This window comes from Halalkalicoccus sp. CGA53 (assembly GCF_036429475.1).
In the GTDB taxonomy this organism is placed as follows: domain Archaea; phylum Halobacteriota; class Halobacteria; order Halobacteriales; family Halalkalicoccaceae; genus Natronorarus; species Natronorarus salvus.
On the sequence record NZ_CP144125.1, the window covers coordinates 462,729 to 481,405 of the forward strand.

At 64.2% G+C, this 18,677-nt stretch carries 20 protein-coding genes, 1 tRNA gene, 1 pseudogene and 1 CRISPR repeat array; of the genes and pseudogenes, 9 read left to right on the forward strand and 13 right to left on the reverse strand.

The genetic code is table 11. From position 1 onward, the window contains the following. Window positions 1-87: 87 nt before the first annotated feature. Window positions 88-162: transfer RNA gene (locus V2L32_RS03630), tRNA-Ile, on the reverse strand. 245 nt (window positions 163-407) lie between these two features. Here V2L32_RS03630 and V2L32_RS03635 point away from each other — a divergent pair. The 3 genes and pseudogenes from V2L32_RS03635 (at window position 408) to V2L32_RS03645 (ending at window position 3,276) form a co-directional block, all read left to right on the forward strand. Then, window positions 408-2,219: a S9 family peptidase gene (locus V2L32_RS03635; protein WP_331235120.1), complete on the forward strand. Its 1,812-nt coding sequence runs from the start codon at window positions 408-410 to the stop codon at window positions 2,217-2,219. A gap of 28 nt (window positions 2,220-2,247) precedes the next feature. Further along, window positions 2,248-2,613: pseudogene (locus tag V2L32_RS03640) on the forward strand (LD-carboxypeptidase); the annotation flags it as partial. 168 nt (window positions 2,614-2,781) lie between these two features. Next, complete coding sequence (locus V2L32_RS03645) at window positions 2,782-3,276, forward strand: S66 peptidase family protein (protein ID WP_331236578.1); 495 nt, start codon at window positions 2,782-2,784, stop codon at window positions 3,274-3,276. Window positions 3,277-3,296: 20 nt separating this feature from the next. On the opposite strand, the gene V2L32_RS03650 is transcribed toward V2L32_RS03645, so the two are convergent. Both V2L32_RS03650 and V2L32_RS03655 read right to left on the reverse strand, forming a co-directional pair. After that, window positions 3,297-4,595, reverse strand: a complete 1,299-nt coding sequence (locus V2L32_RS03650) for a ribonuclease R family protein (RefSeq protein ID WP_331235121.1) — start codon at window positions 4,593-4,595, stop codon at window positions 3,297-3,299. A gap of 90 nt (window positions 4,596-4,685) precedes the next feature. Continuing rightward, complete coding sequence (locus V2L32_RS03655) at window positions 4,686-4,985, reverse strand: DUF7562 family protein (protein WP_331235122.1); 300 nt, start codon at window positions 4,983-4,985, stop codon at window positions 4,686-4,688. An 87-nt stretch (window positions 4,986-5,072) separates the two neighbouring features. Between V2L32_RS03655 and V2L32_RS03660 the strand changes: the two genes are divergently transcribed. Together V2L32_RS03660 and V2L32_RS03665 are read left to right on the forward strand one after the other, a co-directional pair. Continuing rightward, window positions 5,073-5,552 (forward strand): RNA-binding protein, encoded by a 480-nt coding sequence (locus tag V2L32_RS03660; RefSeq protein WP_331235123.1) that lies wholly within the window; start codon window positions 5,073-5,075, stop codon window positions 5,550-5,552. An 83-nt stretch (window positions 5,553-5,635) separates the two neighbouring features. Beyond that, on the forward strand, window positions 5,636-6,055 hold the full coding sequence (locus V2L32_RS03665; RefSeq protein WP_331235124.1) for a hypothetical protein: 420 nt from the start codon (window positions 5,636-5,638) through the stop codon (window positions 6,053-6,055). 34 nt (window positions 6,056-6,089) lie between these two features. Here V2L32_RS03665 and V2L32_RS03670 read toward each other — a convergent pair whose 3' ends face one another. After that, complete coding sequence (locus tag V2L32_RS03670; RefSeq protein ID WP_331235125.1) at window positions 6,090-7,883, reverse strand: S8 family serine peptidase; 1,794 nt, start codon at window positions 7,881-7,883, stop codon at window positions 6,090-6,092. Window positions 7,884-8,017: 134 nt separating this feature from the next. On the opposite strand from V2L32_RS03670, the gene V2L32_RS03675 reads away from it, so the two are divergent. After that, entirely contained in the window at window positions 8,018-8,389 is a 372-nt protein-coding gene (locus V2L32_RS03675) for a cell division protein SepF (RefSeq protein WP_331235126.1), read from the forward strand. On the opposite strand, the gene V2L32_RS03680 is transcribed toward V2L32_RS03675, so the two are convergent. The 4 genes from V2L32_RS03680 to V2L32_RS03695 all read right to left on the reverse strand — a co-directional run bounded on the left by V2L32_RS03680 (window position 8,390) and on the right by V2L32_RS03695 (window position 10,994). Next, the gene (locus V2L32_RS03680; RefSeq protein WP_331235127.1) at window positions 8,390-8,713 is read right to left on the reverse strand and encodes a NifU family protein; all 324 of its coding nucleotides are present in this window, start codon (window positions 8,711-8,713) and stop codon (window positions 8,390-8,392) included. It abuts the gene before it with no gap. A 138-nt stretch (window positions 8,714-8,851) separates the two neighbouring features. Continuing rightward, entirely contained in the window at window positions 8,852-9,826 is a 975-nt protein-coding gene (locus tag V2L32_RS03685) for an ROK family protein (protein WP_331235128.1), read from the reverse strand. 77 nt (window positions 9,827-9,903) lie between these two features. Continuing rightward, window positions 9,904-10,347 (reverse strand): universal stress protein, encoded by a 444-nt coding sequence (locus V2L32_RS03690; RefSeq protein ID WP_331235129.1) that lies wholly within the window; start codon window positions 10,345-10,347, stop codon window positions 9,904-9,906. A gap of 239 nt (window positions 10,348-10,586) precedes the next feature. Next, window positions 10,587-10,994, reverse strand: a complete 408-nt coding sequence (locus V2L32_RS03695; RefSeq protein WP_331235130.1) for a hypothetical protein — start codon at window positions 10,992-10,994, stop codon at window positions 10,587-10,589. Between the two features lie 258 nt (window positions 10,995-11,252). Between V2L32_RS03695 and V2L32_RS03700 the strand changes: the two genes are divergently transcribed. After that, complete coding sequence (locus V2L32_RS03700) at window positions 11,253-12,374, forward strand: ATP-binding protein (RefSeq protein ID WP_331235131.1); 1,122 nt, start codon at window positions 11,253-11,255, stop codon at window positions 12,372-12,374. Between the two features lie 214 nt (window positions 12,375-12,588). On the opposite strand, the gene V2L32_RS03705 is transcribed toward V2L32_RS03700, so the two are convergent. Beyond that, window positions 12,589-13,047, reverse strand: coding sequence for an HTH domain-containing protein (locus V2L32_RS03705; RefSeq protein ID WP_331235132.1), 459 nt, complete (start codon window positions 13,045-13,047; stop codon window positions 12,589-12,591). 309 nt (window positions 13,048-13,356) lie between these two features. Beyond that, window positions 13,357-13,533, reverse strand: a complete 177-nt coding sequence (locus V2L32_RS03710; RefSeq protein WP_331235133.1) for an SDR family oxidoreductase — start codon at window positions 13,531-13,533, stop codon at window positions 13,357-13,359. A 418-nt stretch (window positions 13,534-13,951) separates the two neighbouring features. Between V2L32_RS03710 and V2L32_RS03715 the strand changes: the two genes are divergently transcribed. Next, on the forward strand, window positions 13,952-15,202 hold the full coding sequence (locus V2L32_RS03715; protein ID WP_331235134.1) for a tyrosine-type recombinase/integrase: 1,251 nt from the start codon (window positions 13,952-13,954) through the stop codon (window positions 15,200-15,202). Here V2L32_RS03715 and V2L32_RS03720 read toward each other — a convergent pair. From V2L32_RS03720 to V2L32_RS03730, 3 genes are all read right to left on the reverse strand, one after another. Beyond that, on the reverse strand, window positions 15,163-15,330 hold the full coding sequence (locus tag V2L32_RS03720) for a hypothetical protein (RefSeq protein ID WP_331235135.1): 168 nt from the start codon (window positions 15,328-15,330) through the stop codon (window positions 15,163-15,165). The genes V2L32_RS03715 and V2L32_RS03720 overlap by 40 nt on opposite strands. Then, window positions 15,330-15,560 (reverse strand): hypothetical protein, encoded by a 231-nt coding sequence (locus V2L32_RS03725; protein ID WP_331235136.1) that lies wholly within the window; start codon window positions 15,558-15,560, stop codon window positions 15,330-15,332. The genes V2L32_RS03720 and V2L32_RS03725 overlap by 1 nt, the downstream gene beginning before the upstream one ends. A gap of 596 nt (window positions 15,561-16,156) precedes the next feature. Beyond that, window positions 16,157-16,318, reverse strand: a complete 162-nt coding sequence (locus V2L32_RS03730) for a hypothetical protein (protein ID WP_331235137.1) — start codon at window positions 16,316-16,318, stop codon at window positions 16,157-16,159. Window positions 16,319-16,395: 77 nt separating this feature from the next. Between V2L32_RS03730 and V2L32_RS03735 the strand changes: the two genes are divergently transcribed. Next, complete coding sequence (locus V2L32_RS03735) at window positions 16,396-17,103, forward strand: hypothetical protein (protein WP_331235138.1); 708 nt, start codon at window positions 16,396-16,398, stop codon at window positions 17,101-17,103. An 82-nt stretch (window positions 17,104-17,185) separates the two neighbouring features. Continuing rightward, window positions 17,186-18,281: direct repeats of the CRISPR family, unit length 31 nt; unit sequence CCTTCAACCCCACAAGGGGTTCGACTGAAAC. Window positions 18,282-18,677: the final 396 nt, after the last annotated feature.

An 18,677-nucleotide genomic window follows, 5' to 3' on the forward strand; every position in this document is an offset into this window, starting at 1 on the left:
TGCGTGGCGAGTGGTACACGCTCTTTTCCCTCCTCGTGGTGTCCCGATAGAGGGCGTCTGTCGGATCTCGACCGTTCAAACTGTGGATGGGCCCTGCCGGATTCGAACCAGCGACCACTCGGTTATGAGCCGAGCGCTCTCACCGGACTGAGCTAAGGGCCCTTCGAGACCACTTCCCCGTCGTCACACAAGAGCGTACCGGGTGCCCGTCGCGTGCGGCCAAACCGTATAGGGAGCCCTCTTATTTGTAGCTGGTTCGTATCGATCGCCGCCGGTGAGAGTTCACTGGCCAGGGTCGAGAGGCAGCACGGATCCATTCTCCCACCCCCCTCTGCTGCCGTTTCGGGAACGTCCCACCTCGGATGGCGATAGGGAGGTTGAAGACGGTCTGTCACGAGGTGGCGCGTATGTCAGATCTCGACGAGGAGATCCGCGAACTCGTGAGCCTCCCCAGTTTCTACCACGCGACCGCCTCGCCAGACGGCGAGCGGGTCGCCCTCTACTACGACGTGACCGGGAGAAACGAACTCCACGTCCTCGACGTCGAAACGGGAGAACGAGAGCGGGTGAGCGACGGCGAGGTACCGAAAAACGCCCGCTGGCACGTCGACTGGTCCGCGAGCGGCGAGGAGGTCTATTTCCACCTCGACGCTGACGGCGACGAACAGAACGACCTCTACGCGATCGGGCTCGATGGGGGAGTCGAGCCGGTCGTCGAGATGGAGGGACAGGTCGCGCTGATGGACGTCGGCGAGCGCGGCGAGACACTCCTGCTAGGATCGACCGCCGGAGGCCAGATGAACGTCTACGGCCACGACCTCGCGAGCGGCGAGACGACGAAGCTCACCGACTACGAGCGGGCGGCCGGCTCCGCCATCCTCTCGCCTGACGGTGAGCGGATCGCCTACGCGACGAACGAGACCGATGCCTACGAGAACCAGGACGTCTACGTCGCGAACGCCGACGGGAGCGATCCCCGGAACCTCGCTATCGGTGAGACGGGCGCCGAAAGCTCGCCCACGGAGTTCTCGCCCGAGGGGGAACGACTGCTCGTCTCGGACAACTCGGAGGACCTCTCGCGGATGGGGATCTACGACCTCGAGACGGACGAGATCGACTGGTTCGGCGGCCTGGAGCACGAGGAGTCGCCGATCGGTTTCTTCGCCGAGAATCTGGTCCTCGTTCACCGGACCCGCGAGGCGATGGTCGTCCCGGTCGTCTACGACGTTGGAACCGGCGAGAGCCGAGAACTGGACCTCCCCAATGGCGTCAGTAGCTTCGCCGGTATGGGGTCGGCGGCCCTCACCGGCGATCGAGTGCTCCTCACACACACGACGCCGACGCGCCGGCCGGAACTGCTCGCGTACGACCTCTCGACGGACGAACGGGAGGTGCTCCTCGAGGCGGAGTACGGCCCGTTCAGCTCGAGGGGATTCGCCGACGCCGAGTACTTCGAGTTCGACTCGCACGACGGTCTCGAGATCGGTGCGCTACTCTACGACTCGGGTGAGCGCCCCTCCCCTCTAATCGTCAACCCCCACGGCGGGCCGCGCGCGGCCGACTACCGAAATTTCGACCTCTACTCGCAGGTGCTGCTCGCCCACGGCTACAGCGTCCTGCAGGTGAACTACCGCGGGTCGACGGGGCGAGGGAGGGAGTTCGTCGAACTGCTCTACGGGGACTGGGGCGGCGACGAGCAGGCCGACGTCGCGGCCGGCGTCCGTCACGTCCTCGAAACGCGAGACTGGCTCGACGCGGATCGCGTCGCGGTCTTCGGCGGCTCCTACGGCGGCTACTCCGCGTTCACGCAGATGCTTCTCTATCCCGAGCTCTACGCCGCGGGCGTCGGCTGGATCGGCGTCACCGATCTCAGGGATATGTTCGAGAACACGATGCCCCACTTCCGGACCGAGCTGCTCGAAAAACAGCTCGGAACGCCCGAGGAGAACCCCGAACTCTACGACGAACGGAGCCCCGTGAACCTCGTCGAGAACCTCTCGGCACCGTTACTGATAGTCCACGGCGTCAACGACCGCCGGGTGCCGATCTCGCAGGCCCGCCTGCTCCGCGAGGCGCTCACGGACGCCGGCTACGGGGAGGGCGAGACCGAGGACTTCGAGTACGTCGAACTCGGCGAGGAGGGCCACGCCTCCTCGGACATCGACCAGAAGATCCGGACGTTCGAGATTCTGATCGACTTCCTGGACCGGCGGCTCTGATCCGATGGGGTTCCTGACCGCACCCCCAATGGGGCCGGGTGACCGGGTCGCCGTCGTCGCCCCGTCGAGCGGTGGCGCGCGCGACGCCCCACACGTCCTCGCGCTCGGGCTCTCGCGTCTTCGCGAGGTCTTCGGTCTCGAACCGGTCGTCTTCCCGACCGCCAGACAGGGCAACGGCTTTCTGGAGGAACACCCACGGGCACGCGCGGCCGACCTCCACGCCGCGTTCGAGGACCCCTCGATAACGGGCGTATTCACGACGATCGACGGCTGAGACGCCCTAAGGACCCTCCGCTATCTCGACCCCGAGCGCCTGCGGGAGAGCCCGACGCGCTTCTTCGGGATGAGCGACAACACGAACGTCTCGCTCGCGCTCTGGAACGCCGGGATCGTCTCGTTCAACGGCGCACAGCTGATGAACGAACTCGCAGTTCCGGGCGAACTCCCGGCGTACACCGAGCGCTACTGCCGGCGGGCGTTTTTCGAGGAGTCGTTCGGCGAACTCGAACCCTCCGTGGAGTGGACCGACCAGCCGAGCACGTGGTGGACGGACCCCGAGGAGATGGACGAGGAGCCGGAGTACGAGCCGAACCCGGGGTGGCGGTGGGAGGGATCTGACCGCTCCGCGACCGGGCGGCTCTGGGGCGGCTGCCGGCCGATCGCCGAGTGGCAGCTCGCGACCGACCGGTACCTGCCCGATCCCGACGACCTCGACGGCGGGGTGCTCGCACTCGAGACCGCCGAGGACCTCCCGGGACCCGAAGACGTCGCTGCGACGCTCGTCTGTTTGGGCGAACGCGGGTTGTTAGAGCGATTTTCGGCGGTACTCCTCGGTCGGCCACCGGGTCGAAGCCACCACCAGGAGCCGCTGCGCGAACGGCGGGAGGCCTACCGCGAGCGACTCTACGAGCGGGTCGTCGCTGAAGTCGAACGCTACAACCCGGCTGCTCCGGTCGTTCTGGGGCTGGACTGGGGACACACCACTCCGATCGCGCCGCTCCCGATCGGTGGACGAGTGAGGATCGATCCCGGGAGCGAGGCGATCGTCTTCGAGTAGGGGCGACGGCAGGGCCGTCGTCACTCCTCCGCGTCGTCCTCGTCTTCGACGTCCAGCCCGCGGTTGTTCACCGCTTGTGGATCGATGCCGACCTCCTCCAAGAACTGGCGGTACTCGCGTTCGCACTGTTCGGCCGCCTTCTGCCGGTCGGAGGCGTGCGAACAGAGCGCGTCCAGGTCCGCCGGAACGTCGTTCGAGTGGACGATCCAGTGGTCGACGAGGTCCGAGAGCCGGCGGATCGGGCTGGTGAAGTGTCCATAAATCTCGAAGTTGAGCGCGTGGTGACCGCCGAACGGGTCGGCCATGTAGCGGGCTCTGGGCATCACCTTCATCACCGCCCACTGGATCTTCCCGAGCTGGCGCGAGGGGGCCTGTTCGAGCGTCGCGTTCACCGCCTTCCGGGGGTCGTCCCAGCTCTCGGCAGGGATGGAGACCCCATCGAGCTCCTGGATCTCCTGGAGCGCCTTGTCCCACTCGTCGGGCGTGGGCTGGGGATGGACGCGGTACATCGCCTCGACCCCTCTGTTCCACATCAGCTCGTGGGTGACGGCCTTGTTCGCCTTCAGCATGCACTCCTCGATGATCGTGTGCGCGCGGTCTCTGCGCGGATTCAGCACGAGCGAGCCGTCCTCCTTCCGGATCTCGTGCATCCGGTCGGCGAGGTCGTGTACCAGGGTACACTCCTCGTGGAGCGGTGCGTCGGGGTCGTCGAGGCGTTTTTCGGCCTGGGAGTAGGTGAGCCGCTCGTCGCTTCGGATCACGGACTTGTAGATGTCGATCTCCTCGTAGCTGAGCGTCTCCCCATCCAGGTGCATCTCGACGGTGTGTGCCAGCCGGTCCTCCTCGGGGACGAGCGAGCAGACCGTCTCCGCGAGCGTCGGCGGCAGCATGTGGATCGTGTACGCCGGGAGGTAGACCGTGTTGCCGCGCTGCTTGGCCTCCTGCCACGTCGCCGTCTCGGGGGTGACGTAGTGGGTGACGTCCGCGATGTGGACCCAGAGAACGTAGCCGTCATCTCGCTCCACGACCGAGATGGCGTCGTCGAAGTCCTGGGCGTCGATCGGGTCGGTCGTCCAGGTAGTGAGTTCACGCAGATCCCGGCGCTCGTCGGCTTCGCTCTGGATCTCGCTCTCTATGTCCTCTGTTCGCGCCTCCGCCTCCTCGAGTACGCTCCGCGGGAACGCGTCGGGGATCTCGAACTTCTCTAAGAGCTCCTCGCGCTTTCGCTCGATGTGTCGCGCGAGCTCCTCGTCGATCACGACCGGCCCCTGGCCCTCCGCGGTGCCGGCGTACGCCTGGCGCTCCTCCGCGTCGGTCACGTCGATCCCTCCACGGCACCACAGGCGGTGAGAACTCGCGTCATGGTTTCGGCTACGGGCGACGGGTAAGTAAGCGTTGTCGGCCGCGGCTCACCGCTCTCGCTCTTCGAGTGGGCCGTACCGCTCCTCGACGGCCACCCAGTACCACGTCAGGAACTCCTCGCGTGTCCGCTCGCCGGCACCCACCTCACAGAGCAGCCCCTCCAGTTCGTTCCGCGGCTGGTGACAGAGCTCCCGGTGACAGCGTTTACAGAGGTACTCGAACCGTTTTCCCTCTCGGTCCCACCGGTCGCCGTACTTGTCGTACTCGCGGGCGTCGCCGCGGGTCGTCTCCGCGCCACAGGCGATGCACGTCACGGCCCGGTGTCCCTGCCGTCGGGGACCCCACATACGGGAGAGAACGGAGCGCCGGCACTTAGCCCTTTTCGCGGTTCGACCGAACGGACGATTTATGCCCCGCGGTAGGCGAGTACGGCCATGAACGTCACCAACCGACACCACCTCCGGAGTGACGCGGTCTCCCGGCTCGAATCGACGCTCGAATCCACACTCGGCGTGACCATCGACGGCGATGCCTACGAGCGCGTCGAGTTCTCCGACGAGCCCTTCGACGTCGTGCTCGTCGACGGTAACCCGCTGGTGTTCACCGACGACGAGGAGTTCGCGCTCACGGTCCAGGGGGCGAACGAGTACCCGCCAGAACGAGGGATCGTCACCGTCGACGCCGGCGCGGTCTCGTTCGTCTCCGACGGCGCGGATGTGATGCGTCCGGGGATCGTCGAGGCCGACGAGGGGATCGAAGCCGGCGACCTCGTCGCCATCGCCGAGGAGACCCACGGGAAGGTGCTCGCGATCGGTCGCGCTCGCGTCGACGGGGGCGAGATGGTCGGCGACTCGGGGAAGGTCGTCGACTCGATCCACCACGTCGGCGACAAGCTCTACACGTTCACCGTCTGAGACGGAACGGGAGACCCGAGTTCGAGGGCTGTCCACCCCGAACGGTACAGAAAGCACTTGGTGGCAAGCGAGAGCGCATCGGTATGAACCGACGGATCTTCATGGTCGGGGTCGCCGCGGCCACCGTACCGCTCTCGGGCTGTTCGACCGACGAGTCGCAGGCGACCGGTCTCGGGAGCATCGTCGTCTCGAACGACCGGGGGGAGCCAGCCGAGATCCACCTGCGCGTCAGTGAGGACGGCGAGGACGTTCACGACGAGCGGTACACGCTCGACCCCGGGCCGGGTGACGACCTCTCGCTGAGCGAGGAGTGGATGGGCGACGGCGAGTACGAGATAACCCTCGGACTTGTCGACGGGAACGGCGAACGGACGGTCTCGACGGGGGAGTTCGAGGAGACGGTCTCGGAGTGGGACGACGACTGTTACCACCTCCGGTTCGTCGTCGGCTCCGGCGGGGGCGTGGCGGAGTACGTCCGGGGCGGGGAGTGTTTGGGCTCGTAACCCGGGAGCCCGAAACGAAGCGGACGGTGACCGTTCAGTAGTCCTGTGTCTCGCTTTCCTCGTTACCAGCCTCGTCGGTGACGGTGAGTCGAACGCTGTCCGGGGTATCCCGCGTTCGGAGTTCGTGTTCGCCTGAGGCGCTCTCGCCGCTGACGCTCGACGTCTCGCTGTCGAGGAGCTCGCCACCGTCGAGCAGCTCGCTGGTCACTTCCTCGAGCGCGCCGTCGTCGGAGACCGCCCAGTCGACGACCGCACGGGACCAGGGGCCGCTGGACCTGGGACTGACGTCGAACGTGTCGATCTCGGGATCGGATTCCGCATCCCCGTCGTCGTCATCCTCTCCCTCAGTTGTGAACGCGACACCGTCGCCCTCGTCACTGGTCTCGTCGGTCTCGGCGACCGCACGGAACTCGTACTCGGTATCGACGTCGAGGTCGGTCACCTCGGCGTCGAACGTTCCGGTCCCGGAGACGGTGCCGGCGTCGACCGAGTTCGAGAGGGCGCCGCCGGCCTCGCCGTACTCGAAGCCGACGTTCGCCTCATCTGCACCTTCGAGTGTGTTGACTTCGCCGTTCAGGGTGGCCGACGTCTCGCCCACGTCGCTCGCCTCGCCGGTCTCGACCGAGACGCTCTCCTCATCGTCATCGTCGCTCTCGGCGTCGACCGCGTCGGCGACGTTCAAGCGGCCGGCACCCTGCTCCTCGTCGTCGAGGCCGATGTCGTCCGCTGCTTCCTTCAGTTCCGCGCGAACCTCCTCCCGGTCGGTCGTCCCGGCCGAGATGAGCGTCGCGGCCGCCCCCGAGACGTGTGGGCAGGCCATCGACGTACCGGAGAACTCGGCGTAGTCGTCGCGGGGGACCGTCGAGAGTGTGTCGACGCCGGGTGCGGCGATATCGACCTCCGGACCGGTCGAGGAGAAACTCGCGAGTTCGTCGTCCTCGTCGGTCGCGGACACGGCGATGACCTGGTCGTAGGCTGCCGGGAAGCCCACGCAGTCGGTACAGGGGCCGGAGTTCCCGGCAGCGGCGACCATCACGACACCCTCTTCGGCAGCGTAGTTCACCGCGTCCTCCACGACCTCGGAACCGGAGTCCGCGCCGAGGCTCATGCTCTGGACGTCGTGGCCCTGATCGGCGGACCACTCGATCCCCGCGGCGATGTCGGAGAAGCTCCCGCCGCCGTCGCAGGCGAGCACTTTCACCGCGTGCAGCGTCGCGTCCGGCGCGACGCCGAGGACGCCCACCCCGTTGTCGGCGGCGGCGGCCGTCCCGGCGCAGTGGGTGCCGTGGTCGTTGTCGTCGTCCCACTCCTCGAGACACTCGTCGATGTCGTTGCCGCCGCCGAACGGACCGCCGCCGCAGCCGGTCGTACACGCGGCGTCGTCGGCCGCCCAGCCCTCCTCGAGGTTCTCCGCGAGCGACTCGTGTTCGGCGTCGATGCCGGTGTCGAGGATCGCGATCGAGACGCCCTCGCCGGTGTTTCCGTCCGCGATGGCGATGTCCGCCTCGGTGATCTCCATCCCGTAGGGCGTCTCCTGATCGAGCGCGTACATCTCGCCGTTCTCCTCCACGTAGCGGACGTTCGGGTTGTTCGCGAGGCCGTCGGCTGCCTCCGCGGGAAGTCGGATCGTCAGCGCGTCGAACACGAACTCGCGTTTCACGTCGTCGGCGGCCTCGAGTGCCGCCGCCCGGCCCGCGGGTCCGGAGAACCCGACGTTTACCTCGACGAGGTCGTTCGCGCTTCCGGTCCCGGCCAGCCCCGCCGTCGCCGCCGCGCCGCCGACGACCTGCAGGATCCTGCGTCTCGATACGTTGCCAGATGTTGGCATACACCAGAACGCACCCGTCGAGGAATTTATTTCTTTCGTGTTTTGATCAGAGAGTAGAGAGTGCTACCGCCGATCGAAGCGCCTTCCAGCCGTCTGACGGAAGAACTATGTCGGTGCCGCCGGACGGGTGGCTCATGGGATTTATGGATAAGCTGCTGGGCGAGCAGGGCGGGCGCGGGCGCGCCCAGCCCGCCGACGAGTACGTGGAAGTCGGGGTCGACGACATCGATCCGGCAGCGAGCGAGGAGGCGATGCGGGTTCACATCGCCGACATCAACGACCAGCAGGACCTGATCGAGATCAAAGACGCCGTCTACGACGGCGACATGGTGATCGCGGACATCGTCCGACTGCGGACCTCGGATCGCGCGACCGAACACATCATCGACGAACTCAGACAGGTCGCGAACGAGGTCGACGGCGACATCGTCCAGAAGGGCGACGACCAGATCATAATCGCGCCGACGGGCGTGCGGATCGGCCGCGAGAAGCTCGGCCGCCGGTAGCTACCAGCCGCGTCCGCCCTCCGAGCGGTCGATCCCCATGATCGACTCGGCCTGTTCGACGCCCAGACTCTCGCCCGAGTCGGGCACTCTCACCGTTACCTCCTCGATCTCCGGCCACCCCAACAGCTCCGCCTCGATGTTCCCGCCGGTGATCGCGCTGATCTCACACCCCCGGCAGCCGCCGCCGAGTTCGATGATCACCTCGCCGCCCGGTTCGGCCTTCCTGACCGCGCTCGTCCCGCCGTGCATCTGGATGATCGGCATCTGTCGGGTGAGCCAGCGCTCGACCCGCTCGGCCAGGGAGTCGTCGGTCTGTTCCGTCATACGAGCCCGTAGGCTCGCCAGCTATAGAAGGAGTGGGGTTCTCTAGGGATCGTCGTCGCCGATCGTATCACTCAGGCGTAGACACCACCGGTGGCGTTCGATTCGCAGTCGAGAAACGATGCGTTCCTACGATGATCCCTATCGAACGCGCTCGCGGTCGCCCGTCCCCCCGGTGATCGCGCTCGCGACCGCCCCCCTGATCCCCACCTCGTCGCCGAGCGTGGTGAGGCGGACCTCCGGGACGTTCACCATCACCATCTCGGGGAGCTTCTCGCGGACGGGATCGAGCACCTGCCCGGGGTTGTTCGTCGCGACAGCGCCGCCGACGACCACCACTAAGGGAGCGTAGGCGTGGACGAGGTTCGCGACGCCCATCGCGTTCCAGTGGCCGAGCTGGGAGACGACGTGAGAGGCGAACCCGTCCTCCGGCGCGCACTCGAAGACGTCCCTCGCGGTGAAGTCCGGGTCCTCGAGCGGGAGCGCGGTCTCCATCCCGTAGGCGTCGTCGTAGAGCAGGCGGGCGTACTCGGGGACGTTCTTCCCCGAGCAGTACGCCTCCCAGTGGCCGTCGTGACCGCATCCACAGGTGCGTCGGCCCTCGGGGTCGAGCGTGATGTGGCCGATCTCACCCGCGTTACCGTCCCACCCCGAGAGGACGTGACCGTCGACGACGACGCCGGCGCCGATCCCGGAGGAGACGGTGAGGTAGACCATGTCGTCAGGGTTCGCCTCCGCGTGAAAGCGCTCGCCGATCACCCCCGCGGTGGTGTCGTTGTGGAGGAGGACTCGGTCGGAGTCGATCAGCTCCGAGACCGGCCCAACGAGCGGGATCGTCCCCACCGAGTCCGGGAGGTTCGCCGGACTCTCGACGGTGCCGGCCGCGAGGTCGAACGGACCGAAACTGCCGATCGCCGCCGCCCGCACCTCCGGTGGATCGACGCCGCTCTCGGAGCAGGCGTCCCTGAGCACCGCGAGGACCGCCTCGGTGACGTCGATTCCGGTCGGTCCCTGCGGCGTCGGCCGCCGCGAGACCGAGAGAAACTCGCCGTCCCGGGTGGCGACCGCGCCGCGAACGTTCGTCGCCCCGAGGTCGACACCCGCGTAGTACTCCATCGTGAGACACACCGGTCGCTCGCCACTTAACGGCATAGATTTACTCGCCGGGGAAAGAGCGGGGTCGGTCGACGCGATCAGCTACGGACGAACGTCACGGGACACGGCGACGAGAGCATCACGTTCTGCGCGGTCGAACCGAAGACCGCCTTCCCGGTCGGACTCCGCTTTCGCCCGCCGACGACGACGAGGTCCGCGTCGGTCGCCGTCGCGAGGTCGACTATCTGATCGCCGCGCGGTCCGACCGCGCCACGGATCTCGAAGTCGACGTCCGAGTCGTCCAGCCGGGCCGCGAGTTCACGCGTCGTCGCGTGGCGTGCGGCGACCTCGTCCGGGCTCGGGGCGTCCGCCGGGTCGTACTCGAGGCGATCGACGACCGTGTCGTACTCCTCGTCGCTGAACACGTGCGCGAGGACGACCGTCGCCCCGGCCGGCTCCGCGACCTCGGTCACCGTCTCGGTGAGCTTCTCCAGTCTGTCCTCGTCTTCCTGGCCGACGGCCAGCAGGATCGTATCGATCATCGTAGCTAGGAGGAGTCGCTCGACGTTGATAAGTTTACTGGAGTAGTTACTCGGTCCTGAATTAATTTTCATTCGCGTCGCGATCGGCGGCGCGACCGGGCCCGTGCGGCGGGATCGAGCGCTACACTGACCCTCGCGAAGTGACGGGTTTCGACCGCCTCGTTGCACTGTGGGGGGAGTTCCTCCGAACCGAGGAGTCTCGACCCCTCCCACGGGGTCGAACGCTCTCCGCCGACCGATCAGCCCTCGGGGTGGTGGGGAAGGAACTCCCGCCAGTGGCGCAGCCCCCAGTACACCAGGCCGGTACAGATCACGCCGACCGCCAGAAGCGAGAGCAGGAGACGGGAGGTGAGGACGGAAGCCGGGTGGCGGAGGGTGTAGACGAGTCCCTCGCCGACGAGCACGGTGAGAACACCGAGAACGACGGAGAGGCCCGCCGTCGAGAGGAGGATCGTCCGTCCATCGAGCGCCTCCTTCTCGAAGCCGATCACCAGCGCCACGAACGCGACGGCGGTAACGAGGAAGTAGAGGGGAGCCCTCCCACCGATCCCATCGACGGCTCCGGAGAAGACGGCGATGATACCGATCAACGCCGTCGTCAGGGCCACCGAAGAGACGACGACGAGAGCGACGGCTCGGTGATCCACACGCTCCCACGCCGGGGACGAGAGCATCAAGCTCCGGGAGTCGGGAGAGGGGAATAAGCGTTGTGTGCACGGCGTCATCACCGACGGAAACCGACGATAGTAGTACTCTCTGGCGTTCGGAGAGATCGGTCGTCGGAGAAGTACGCCCGTAGAAACCCTGAGAACCCGGACACCGGACCCCGGTGGTTTCGAATGACAGTTTGCACAGAAGACACTTATCGGGTCGATACCGATGACCACCACCGAACGGAGTTTCCCATGGCAGCGATTCCCGAGTCGATAACAGTCTCCGACGCCGGGTACGCCTTCCCCATCGCCGACCTGCTCACGGGCCGCGGCGCCGTCTTCGGGAAGTCGGGGAGCGGGAAATCGAACACGGCGAGCGTTCTCGCGGAGGAGCTCCTCGAGTACGGCCTACCGATCGTCGTCGTCGACATCGAAGGGGAGTACTGGGGACTCACGGAGCGATTCGACGTCCGATACGCCGGGACGACCGCCGACGCGGACTTCGCGATCTCGATCGAGAGCGTCGACGCGCTGGTGTCGTCGGTCCTCGAGGAGAACGAACCGCTCGTGGTGGATGTCTCGGGGATATCCGACGAAGAGACGATCGACGCGTTCCTCTCGGAACTCGTCTCGCGCCTCTTCGAGCGGGAGAACCGGATCCGCAAGCCGTGTCTCCTCTTCGTAGAGGAGATCCACGAGTTCCTCCCCCAGACGGGCCGTGGCGGTGCGTTCGCGGACGTACTCGTCACCGTGGCGAAGCGCGGCCGAAAGCGTGGTCTCGGGCTCTGTGGCCTCTCCCAGCGACCGGCGGCCGTCGACAAGGAGTTCATCACGCAGTGTGACTGGATCGCCTGGCACCGACTCACCTGGGAGAACGATACGAAGGTCGTCGAGAAGATCCTGGGCTCCGAGGCGTCCGCACCCGTGACGACGCTCGCGGACGGCGAAGCGCTCGTCATGACCGACTGGGACGAGGAGCTCACGCGCGTTCAGTTCCAGCGGAAACGGACGTTCGACGCGGGGAGCACGCCCGACCTCTCGGCCTTCGAAGCGACCGACATCGGGTCGCCCCCGACCGACGGATCCGGTACACGGAGGGTGCCTGGAGTCCGACCCTCGTCACCGCCGAAAGAACGAGGGAATGATCCAGCCGGACCGGACACCGAACGCAAGCAACCCGAGACCCCGGCATCCAGCGCCGACGAATCGACACAGCGCCCACCCCGATCGCGCACCGACCAGTTCGATCCGCTCACGGAGGCGGCCCTCCTGACCGTCTACGGGGGGTCGTGGCTCCGACGGGTGCTCTGCAGGTCGCTTCGGCGAGGTGGTTCGACGCTTCGACGCTGGGTGACCCGGGATCGATCTCCCTGAGCGGCCGGAGCCTTCCGGCGTGGTCCGAAGCGTCACGAAACGGCTCGACGTGAGACGGTGGCGAACGATTCGTCCGTGTAAGACGACAGCTCGCGTTCAGAAGAGACGGGGAACGGTACGGGGTGGGGAATACGATTTCAATCGACGGACCCCCGCTCTCAACAACCGCACTCCTGTCGAGGATAGACTCAGGGAAATGATTCTTCCGACGGATTCAGGCGAACTGTCGTTTTCCTTCGAGCACCTCGAGACCCTCGGTGACGGTATAGACACGTCTACCGTCCAGGGAGGGCGTCACTCCCACGAGTCGCTCCCCCTCATAGACCGCGAGACACATGATCGGAAGTCTGATCACTTGAGTAGTAGTCGGTAGGTCCGGCCCATCGCGCGGTGTCTCGGGATCGTCTCGATCGATCCGTGTATCGTCGTACCGTTCGAACGCCGGTTCGAACTCGAATCCGTACTCACTCGCCCAGCGCTCGAACGCTCGAACCGCATCACGGGCTGGACCTGAATCGGAAAGGGGAGAATCCTCCCTGAGATAGTGGTAGTTCCCCCACCGATTGACACTCACCTCGTCGATCATCCCGTCGGTTTGGAGGGCCGAAAGTCGATCACATACTGTAGACCGGTCCCTTTGGATTACCGGGGGAACATCGAACCGACACCACACCTCGACCGAGGGGGGGTACTACCGCTCTCCATTGTCCGGCTTCTAACGGTGTAGACCTTCCCTGTCCGTTCGACGAATTCCTCCGCTTCTAGTCGCTCGAGCAGAGTATAGAGCGACAGGTCGAGCGTATCACGAAGCTGTGACGGTGTCTGTGGATCGCCGATATCGAGGCTGAGGTACACGAGTTTCATGCTCGCTGAACGGAGCGCTCCTGGGACACCCGGCGAGTGCTTCGCTCCTCGTTCAGCGCTACGTGTCTCTGGTGCTGACTGCGTTTGGCCCTCGACAGTGCTCTCGACGACGGACGAATCACCGCTCATAGATCGATCTCCCGGTGATGTCGATCGTCCCACTGGTGATATACGACGCGTGTGGGCTCGCGAGAAACGCGATCAAGCCGGCGATCTCCGTCACCTCGGCGAACCGACCGATCGGGATCTCCACCCGAATCCGATCCTGGATATCTTCGGGGACGGATCGTATCATCTAGTCCTTTTCTAGCAACAAAAGCGAGGGTGATCGTCATAAGACTTGCCTAATATGGCACGTCCACCCAGGATAGCCGAGGTCGGTTGGTATGTGGATTCCTCTAACCGTGTCGTCCGAGTGGCCACCGGAAATCGCTTTCCCAGCCAGCAGTACATCGAATCGAGATCGGTAGTGGGAGGACCCGAAGAACGGAATAACGCATCGTGGAGTGGCGATACTGATCACGAAACGGAGAGCGGTGTAGACGGCGATATTCTACGTATAAAAACGGTCGTATGTGTATAAAGGGGTTTGATTTATGAACCACCTCGGAGGTGTTTCATCTCACGGTCTACCTTGCTCTCAACCAAGAATGTAGAGCCAAGGGCCGGATTCTAGCCTGAAGCTTAATAATCCAAAGCCCGACTGGCTGCGTATGCCGAGCGACCCCGCCAAGGAGATCCGATCCCTCCGGGAGGCCCTCGAAGCCGGCGAACGTGGCGGCGACAAACGCGACCGCGAGCTGCTCCTCGCCGCCTCCAACGAAATGCGACTCGTCCCCTCCGAGATCGGCGATCACCGCCACATCAAGATTCTTAGGCACAACACGATCATGTCCGAGCAGGCGGGCAGCCTCGCCGACGCCCTCAAGGACCGCGACCCCGCCAAGGAGCTCGTTCGATGGATCCACCGCGAAAAGACGAACGAACACACGAACCAGGATTACCGGACGACCCTCCGGACCTTCGGCCGCTTCGCTCTCGGTCTCGAGGAACCGCCCGAAAGCCTCTCGTGGATCCCGACGAGCACCAGCAACGACTTCGACCCGACACCCTCCGAGCGCGATCTCCTCACGTACGAGGGCGACGTCAAGCCAATGATCGACGCCTGTCAGAACCCACGTGATCGGGCGCTCATCGTGACGCAATTCGAGGCCGGTCTCCGCGGCGGCGAACTCTATGACCTCCGGGCCGGTGACGTCTTCGACGGCGAACACACCGCCGGTCTCCACGTCGACGGCAAGAGAGGCGAGCGATCCGTCCACCTGAAGATCAGCCTCCCCTACCTCCGACGGTGGCTCTCCGAACACCCAGCCGGTGACGACGTCAACGCACCGATGTGGTCGAAGCTCGACGTTCCCGAACTCCCCTCCGAACCGACCTTCTACAACTACTTCAGACGAGCAGCTGAGCGAGCCGGCGTCACGAAGGAGGTCACACCTACGAACTTCCGCAAGTCGAACACGCGATGGCTCGTTATCCAGGGTCTTGCCGCTCCTCGAATCGAGGACCGACAAGGCCGAAAGCGCGGAAGTGAGCACACCGCGCGGTACCTCGCCCGCTTCGGATCCGAGTCGAACGAGCGGGCGTTTCTCGCCGCGCTCGGCGAGGACATCGACGTCGACGAGGACGAAGAGGCCGAAACACCCCTCACCTGTCCCCGGTGCGACCGCGATACACCCCGAGACCGGCCGTTTTGTATGTGGTGTCGGTTCGCGATCGCCCCGGAAGCCACCGAGGCGCTCGAAGCGACACGAGAGGCCACCGTCAACGAAATGGTAGACGCGGAGAGCCGAGACGCCCGCGTTCTCTTCGCTCAATTCCTCGAGTTCCTCGATGAAGAGCCCCACCGCGTCCCCTCGGGGGTTCACGATCGGCTCACCTCCTCGTCCTCGTCGAACGAGTGAAGGATCTCCTCGGCGATCTCGGCAAGAGGGCCGTCGGCGTGTTCGGCGACGAACTCGGTCGCTTCGCGAAATCGCTCGGGGACGTCGCCGGGTTCCTCGTCTTCAGGTAGATGTGCCTGTCTACTCATCAGCTCGTCACCCCGTTACGGTGCTTCCGTCGGTAGCGTTCGGGTCGATCGCTCCGGGTCGCCGCGAGTACTCGAAGGGAATCGCGTGAGCTCTCTTCGGGTTCGATCGACGTCTCGGCGTCGAGATGACCGAACACCGCTTTCCACTCACCGGAGAGGTCACCTCCCACTTCGTCTGCATCGGACGGTTCGAACTCGGAGAGCCACGGGATCGTTCGCTCAGTACTCATCGCCAATTCAGCTCCCGGCGCTCCCGCTCGAGATTGTCGTTTGTTACTCCTTGTGTTCCATTTCGGATCTGATCCGTAGGGTTACTCTCCGTCAAGGGTTCATCGGCGTTCCATAGAGTGGTTTCGGACGTCGAACCCCGGGGGGGCGAACCGAGAGAACGGCTGCCCTCACCGCTCACGTAGAGCACCTCCGTATCTTGTCACGAAAGCGCCGCCAGCACCTTACGCAGAGGAGGGTCTTTTCGAACGCGGCCGTGGCGTCGCTGAAATCACTCGCGACGACAGAATAGCGTTCGACGTCCCTGGGGCGGTCACGACCGCAACGGTCACATTCGCGCGTCTGGCCGGTCGCCAGCACTTCTCCTACATACTCCTGATTAGTGTTCTTATTCATCTATCGCGCCGTATGAGGCCGGCGAACCCTCGGAGCCGACAGGAGGTAAAGGCGCAAATTCTATACCGGATTGTGTCCAACTCTCCAGTGGGACCACGCCTCTGTCGGTCCGGTTTGTGTCCTGCATCGTCGCGGGTCTGGCGCCAACCTTCGCCCGCGACGAGATTCGATTCTCCCTGAGTCGTAGCATCTTGCTCACGTTTTAACCCTTGTCCTCCGCCGTCTCAGCGGCCTTCTCCGGGTCGTACTGCTTGACCATCTTTCGGAGAAGGGAATCGTAATTCTCGCCGCCGCGTTTCTGAGCGGCGACGAGATCGCGCGTCTCCAGTGAGCACGGGAGCCGTGTTTCGTCTGTTTTTGACATCTATCCCCAGTTATCTGTCGGGTAGGGATTGAAAAAGCCTTTACGGCACTGTAGAGTATATAGAAAAGTACACTACCATGTCAGACGAATATGGATTTCTCACACACACCGACCGGAGGTTTCTGATCGGCAAGAAGGAATACACCGGCGAAAACGCGAAACAACAGCGATACCAGCGCCGCGAAGCGATCGCGGCCCGAGCACGCCAAGCGTTTCACGATTTTGCCCTACTGTACGACTCCGTCGACGAACACGAACGGGATCGGATATTCGACGTTGGCGACGACGTTACCGACTACGACGCGATCAACGGCTTTCACGACGCGCTCGTCGACACGCTCGCGTTCATTTATCTCTCGCTCGAGGGCGAGGTGGGTTCAAACACAATTCTCCACAGAGGGCGGTCGTTTAGCGTACCATTCGACACTATTCTTACGCAGGCGGTGAAGAAGGGGGAGATCAGCCGCTACGACCGCGAAATGCTCGGCTCGATGGTGAGCGTCGAGTTTGACGTCGACGTGAGAGAGGGCGCCGACTCCCTTCGCACGGAACGGGCGATGGACAAGATCGTTCGGAATCGGTTTAACGAGCTCACCGAGGAGGAAATGTACAGCCTGTTGTACTCCTACGCGCCCGGCGGCGCGCTCGAGGTATTGGGGAGCGGCGGTTACACGAGGCTCGACGAGCGTGTAAGGGAGAAACGCGACGATCTCGGGATCGGTCCGGTCGAGTTTTCCGACGAGCAGTTAGAACGGATTAGGCAGGACAACGACGCCCACGAGTAGTACCACACAAGCGTACCGAACGGTCGTCTACTCGCGGGGGTAGCTGTGTCCTCGAAGACGTCGACCAAGTGGTTCACGGACTCTTTCAACCCCACAAGGGGTTCGACTGAAACGCTGGGTTTACCGTTAGGGATTGCGTCAACTGGCTCCTTCAACCCCACAAGGGGTTCGACTGAAACTGCGGGCGATGAGGTAGGCGTCCTGAGCGAGCGCCCTTCAACCCCACAAGGGGTTCGACTGAAACGCTGTTTTCCGAAGAGTGGGCCAACGAGTCCGTTCACCTTCAACCCCACAAGGGGTTCGACTGAAACAGCCATCGCGCACTCTCGGCGGTCAGCCGGTAATCCCTTCAACCCCACAAGGGGTTCGACTGAAACACCCGGAGGGGAGACGTCGGCAAACGCCGTCTCGGTCCTTCAACCCCACAAGGGGTTCGACTGAAACTTCTATTCGATCTAACTCTGCATAGAATGGATCGGTCCTTCAACCCCACAAGGGGTTCGACTGAAACGCATACCGCCGAAGCGGACGGACCATGACCGGGTGGCCCCTTCAACCCCACAAGGGGTTCGACTGAAACGCGTTCTGGAAGACAGTCCACGACATCGCAGAACACCTTCAACCCCACAAGGGGTTCGACTGAAACTTTCAACGACCACGCTGGGGGCGTCGATTTCCAGGCTCCTTCAACCCCACAAGGGGTTCGACTGAAACCCTGTGTTGAATATATGGACGTTATACGGTGAGCCCCTTCAACCCCACAAGGGGTTCGACTGAAACTCGTCGAGCAACAGGAGCATCTCGGGGATACCCGTCCTTCAACCCCACAAGGGGTTCGACTGAAACGGCCCGTTCTTCCAGGCTGGACCCGTGGGACATTTCCTTCAACCCCACAAGGGGTTCGACTGAAACCTCACCGACGAGCAGAAGCGCATGGCGATCAAGACCCTTCAACCCCACAAGGGGTTCGACTGAAACCGTTCGACACCTAAACAATGACACAAGAGTATACCCCTTCAACCCCACAAGGGGTTCGACTGAAACGACGTTCGCGAACTCGTCTGACCAGTCGGTCTGGCGCCTTCAACCCCACAAGGGGTTCGACTGAAACGTTGCTCAGGTTGCTCGGAGTCGGATGTCTGACGGCCCTTCAACCCCACAAGGGGTTCGACTGAAACAGTACCGATATCGTCCGTTTCGTGGCTGAATGAACTCGTTTAGTGACAGTGATCTCCGTCGACCCGCAATAGTGGTGTCACGCAGGGGGGTCGACGGAGCTCCGTCGGTATGAATGGGTTTTCTTTTTCCACTTTCACGGGATCTTGGTGTAGATCCCTCAGTATGTGGCGGGGTGGTCGCTCTTGGCGTGAAGGGTTCCGAGCGCCGATCCCCGTGAGGGGGTCGTTCCGATGGGGTATAATTTCCGGCGCCTCGTCGGCCCGGACGGGCCTGTGCGCCAACCATCGGTCAATCACATGGTACTACCGCGAGCCGCGCGCTTTCTATGCGCGTCTTTTCTCCTATCCGGGCGAGGGGACGGGGGGCGAAGTATCCTGCCCCGTGCATCCAAGCAA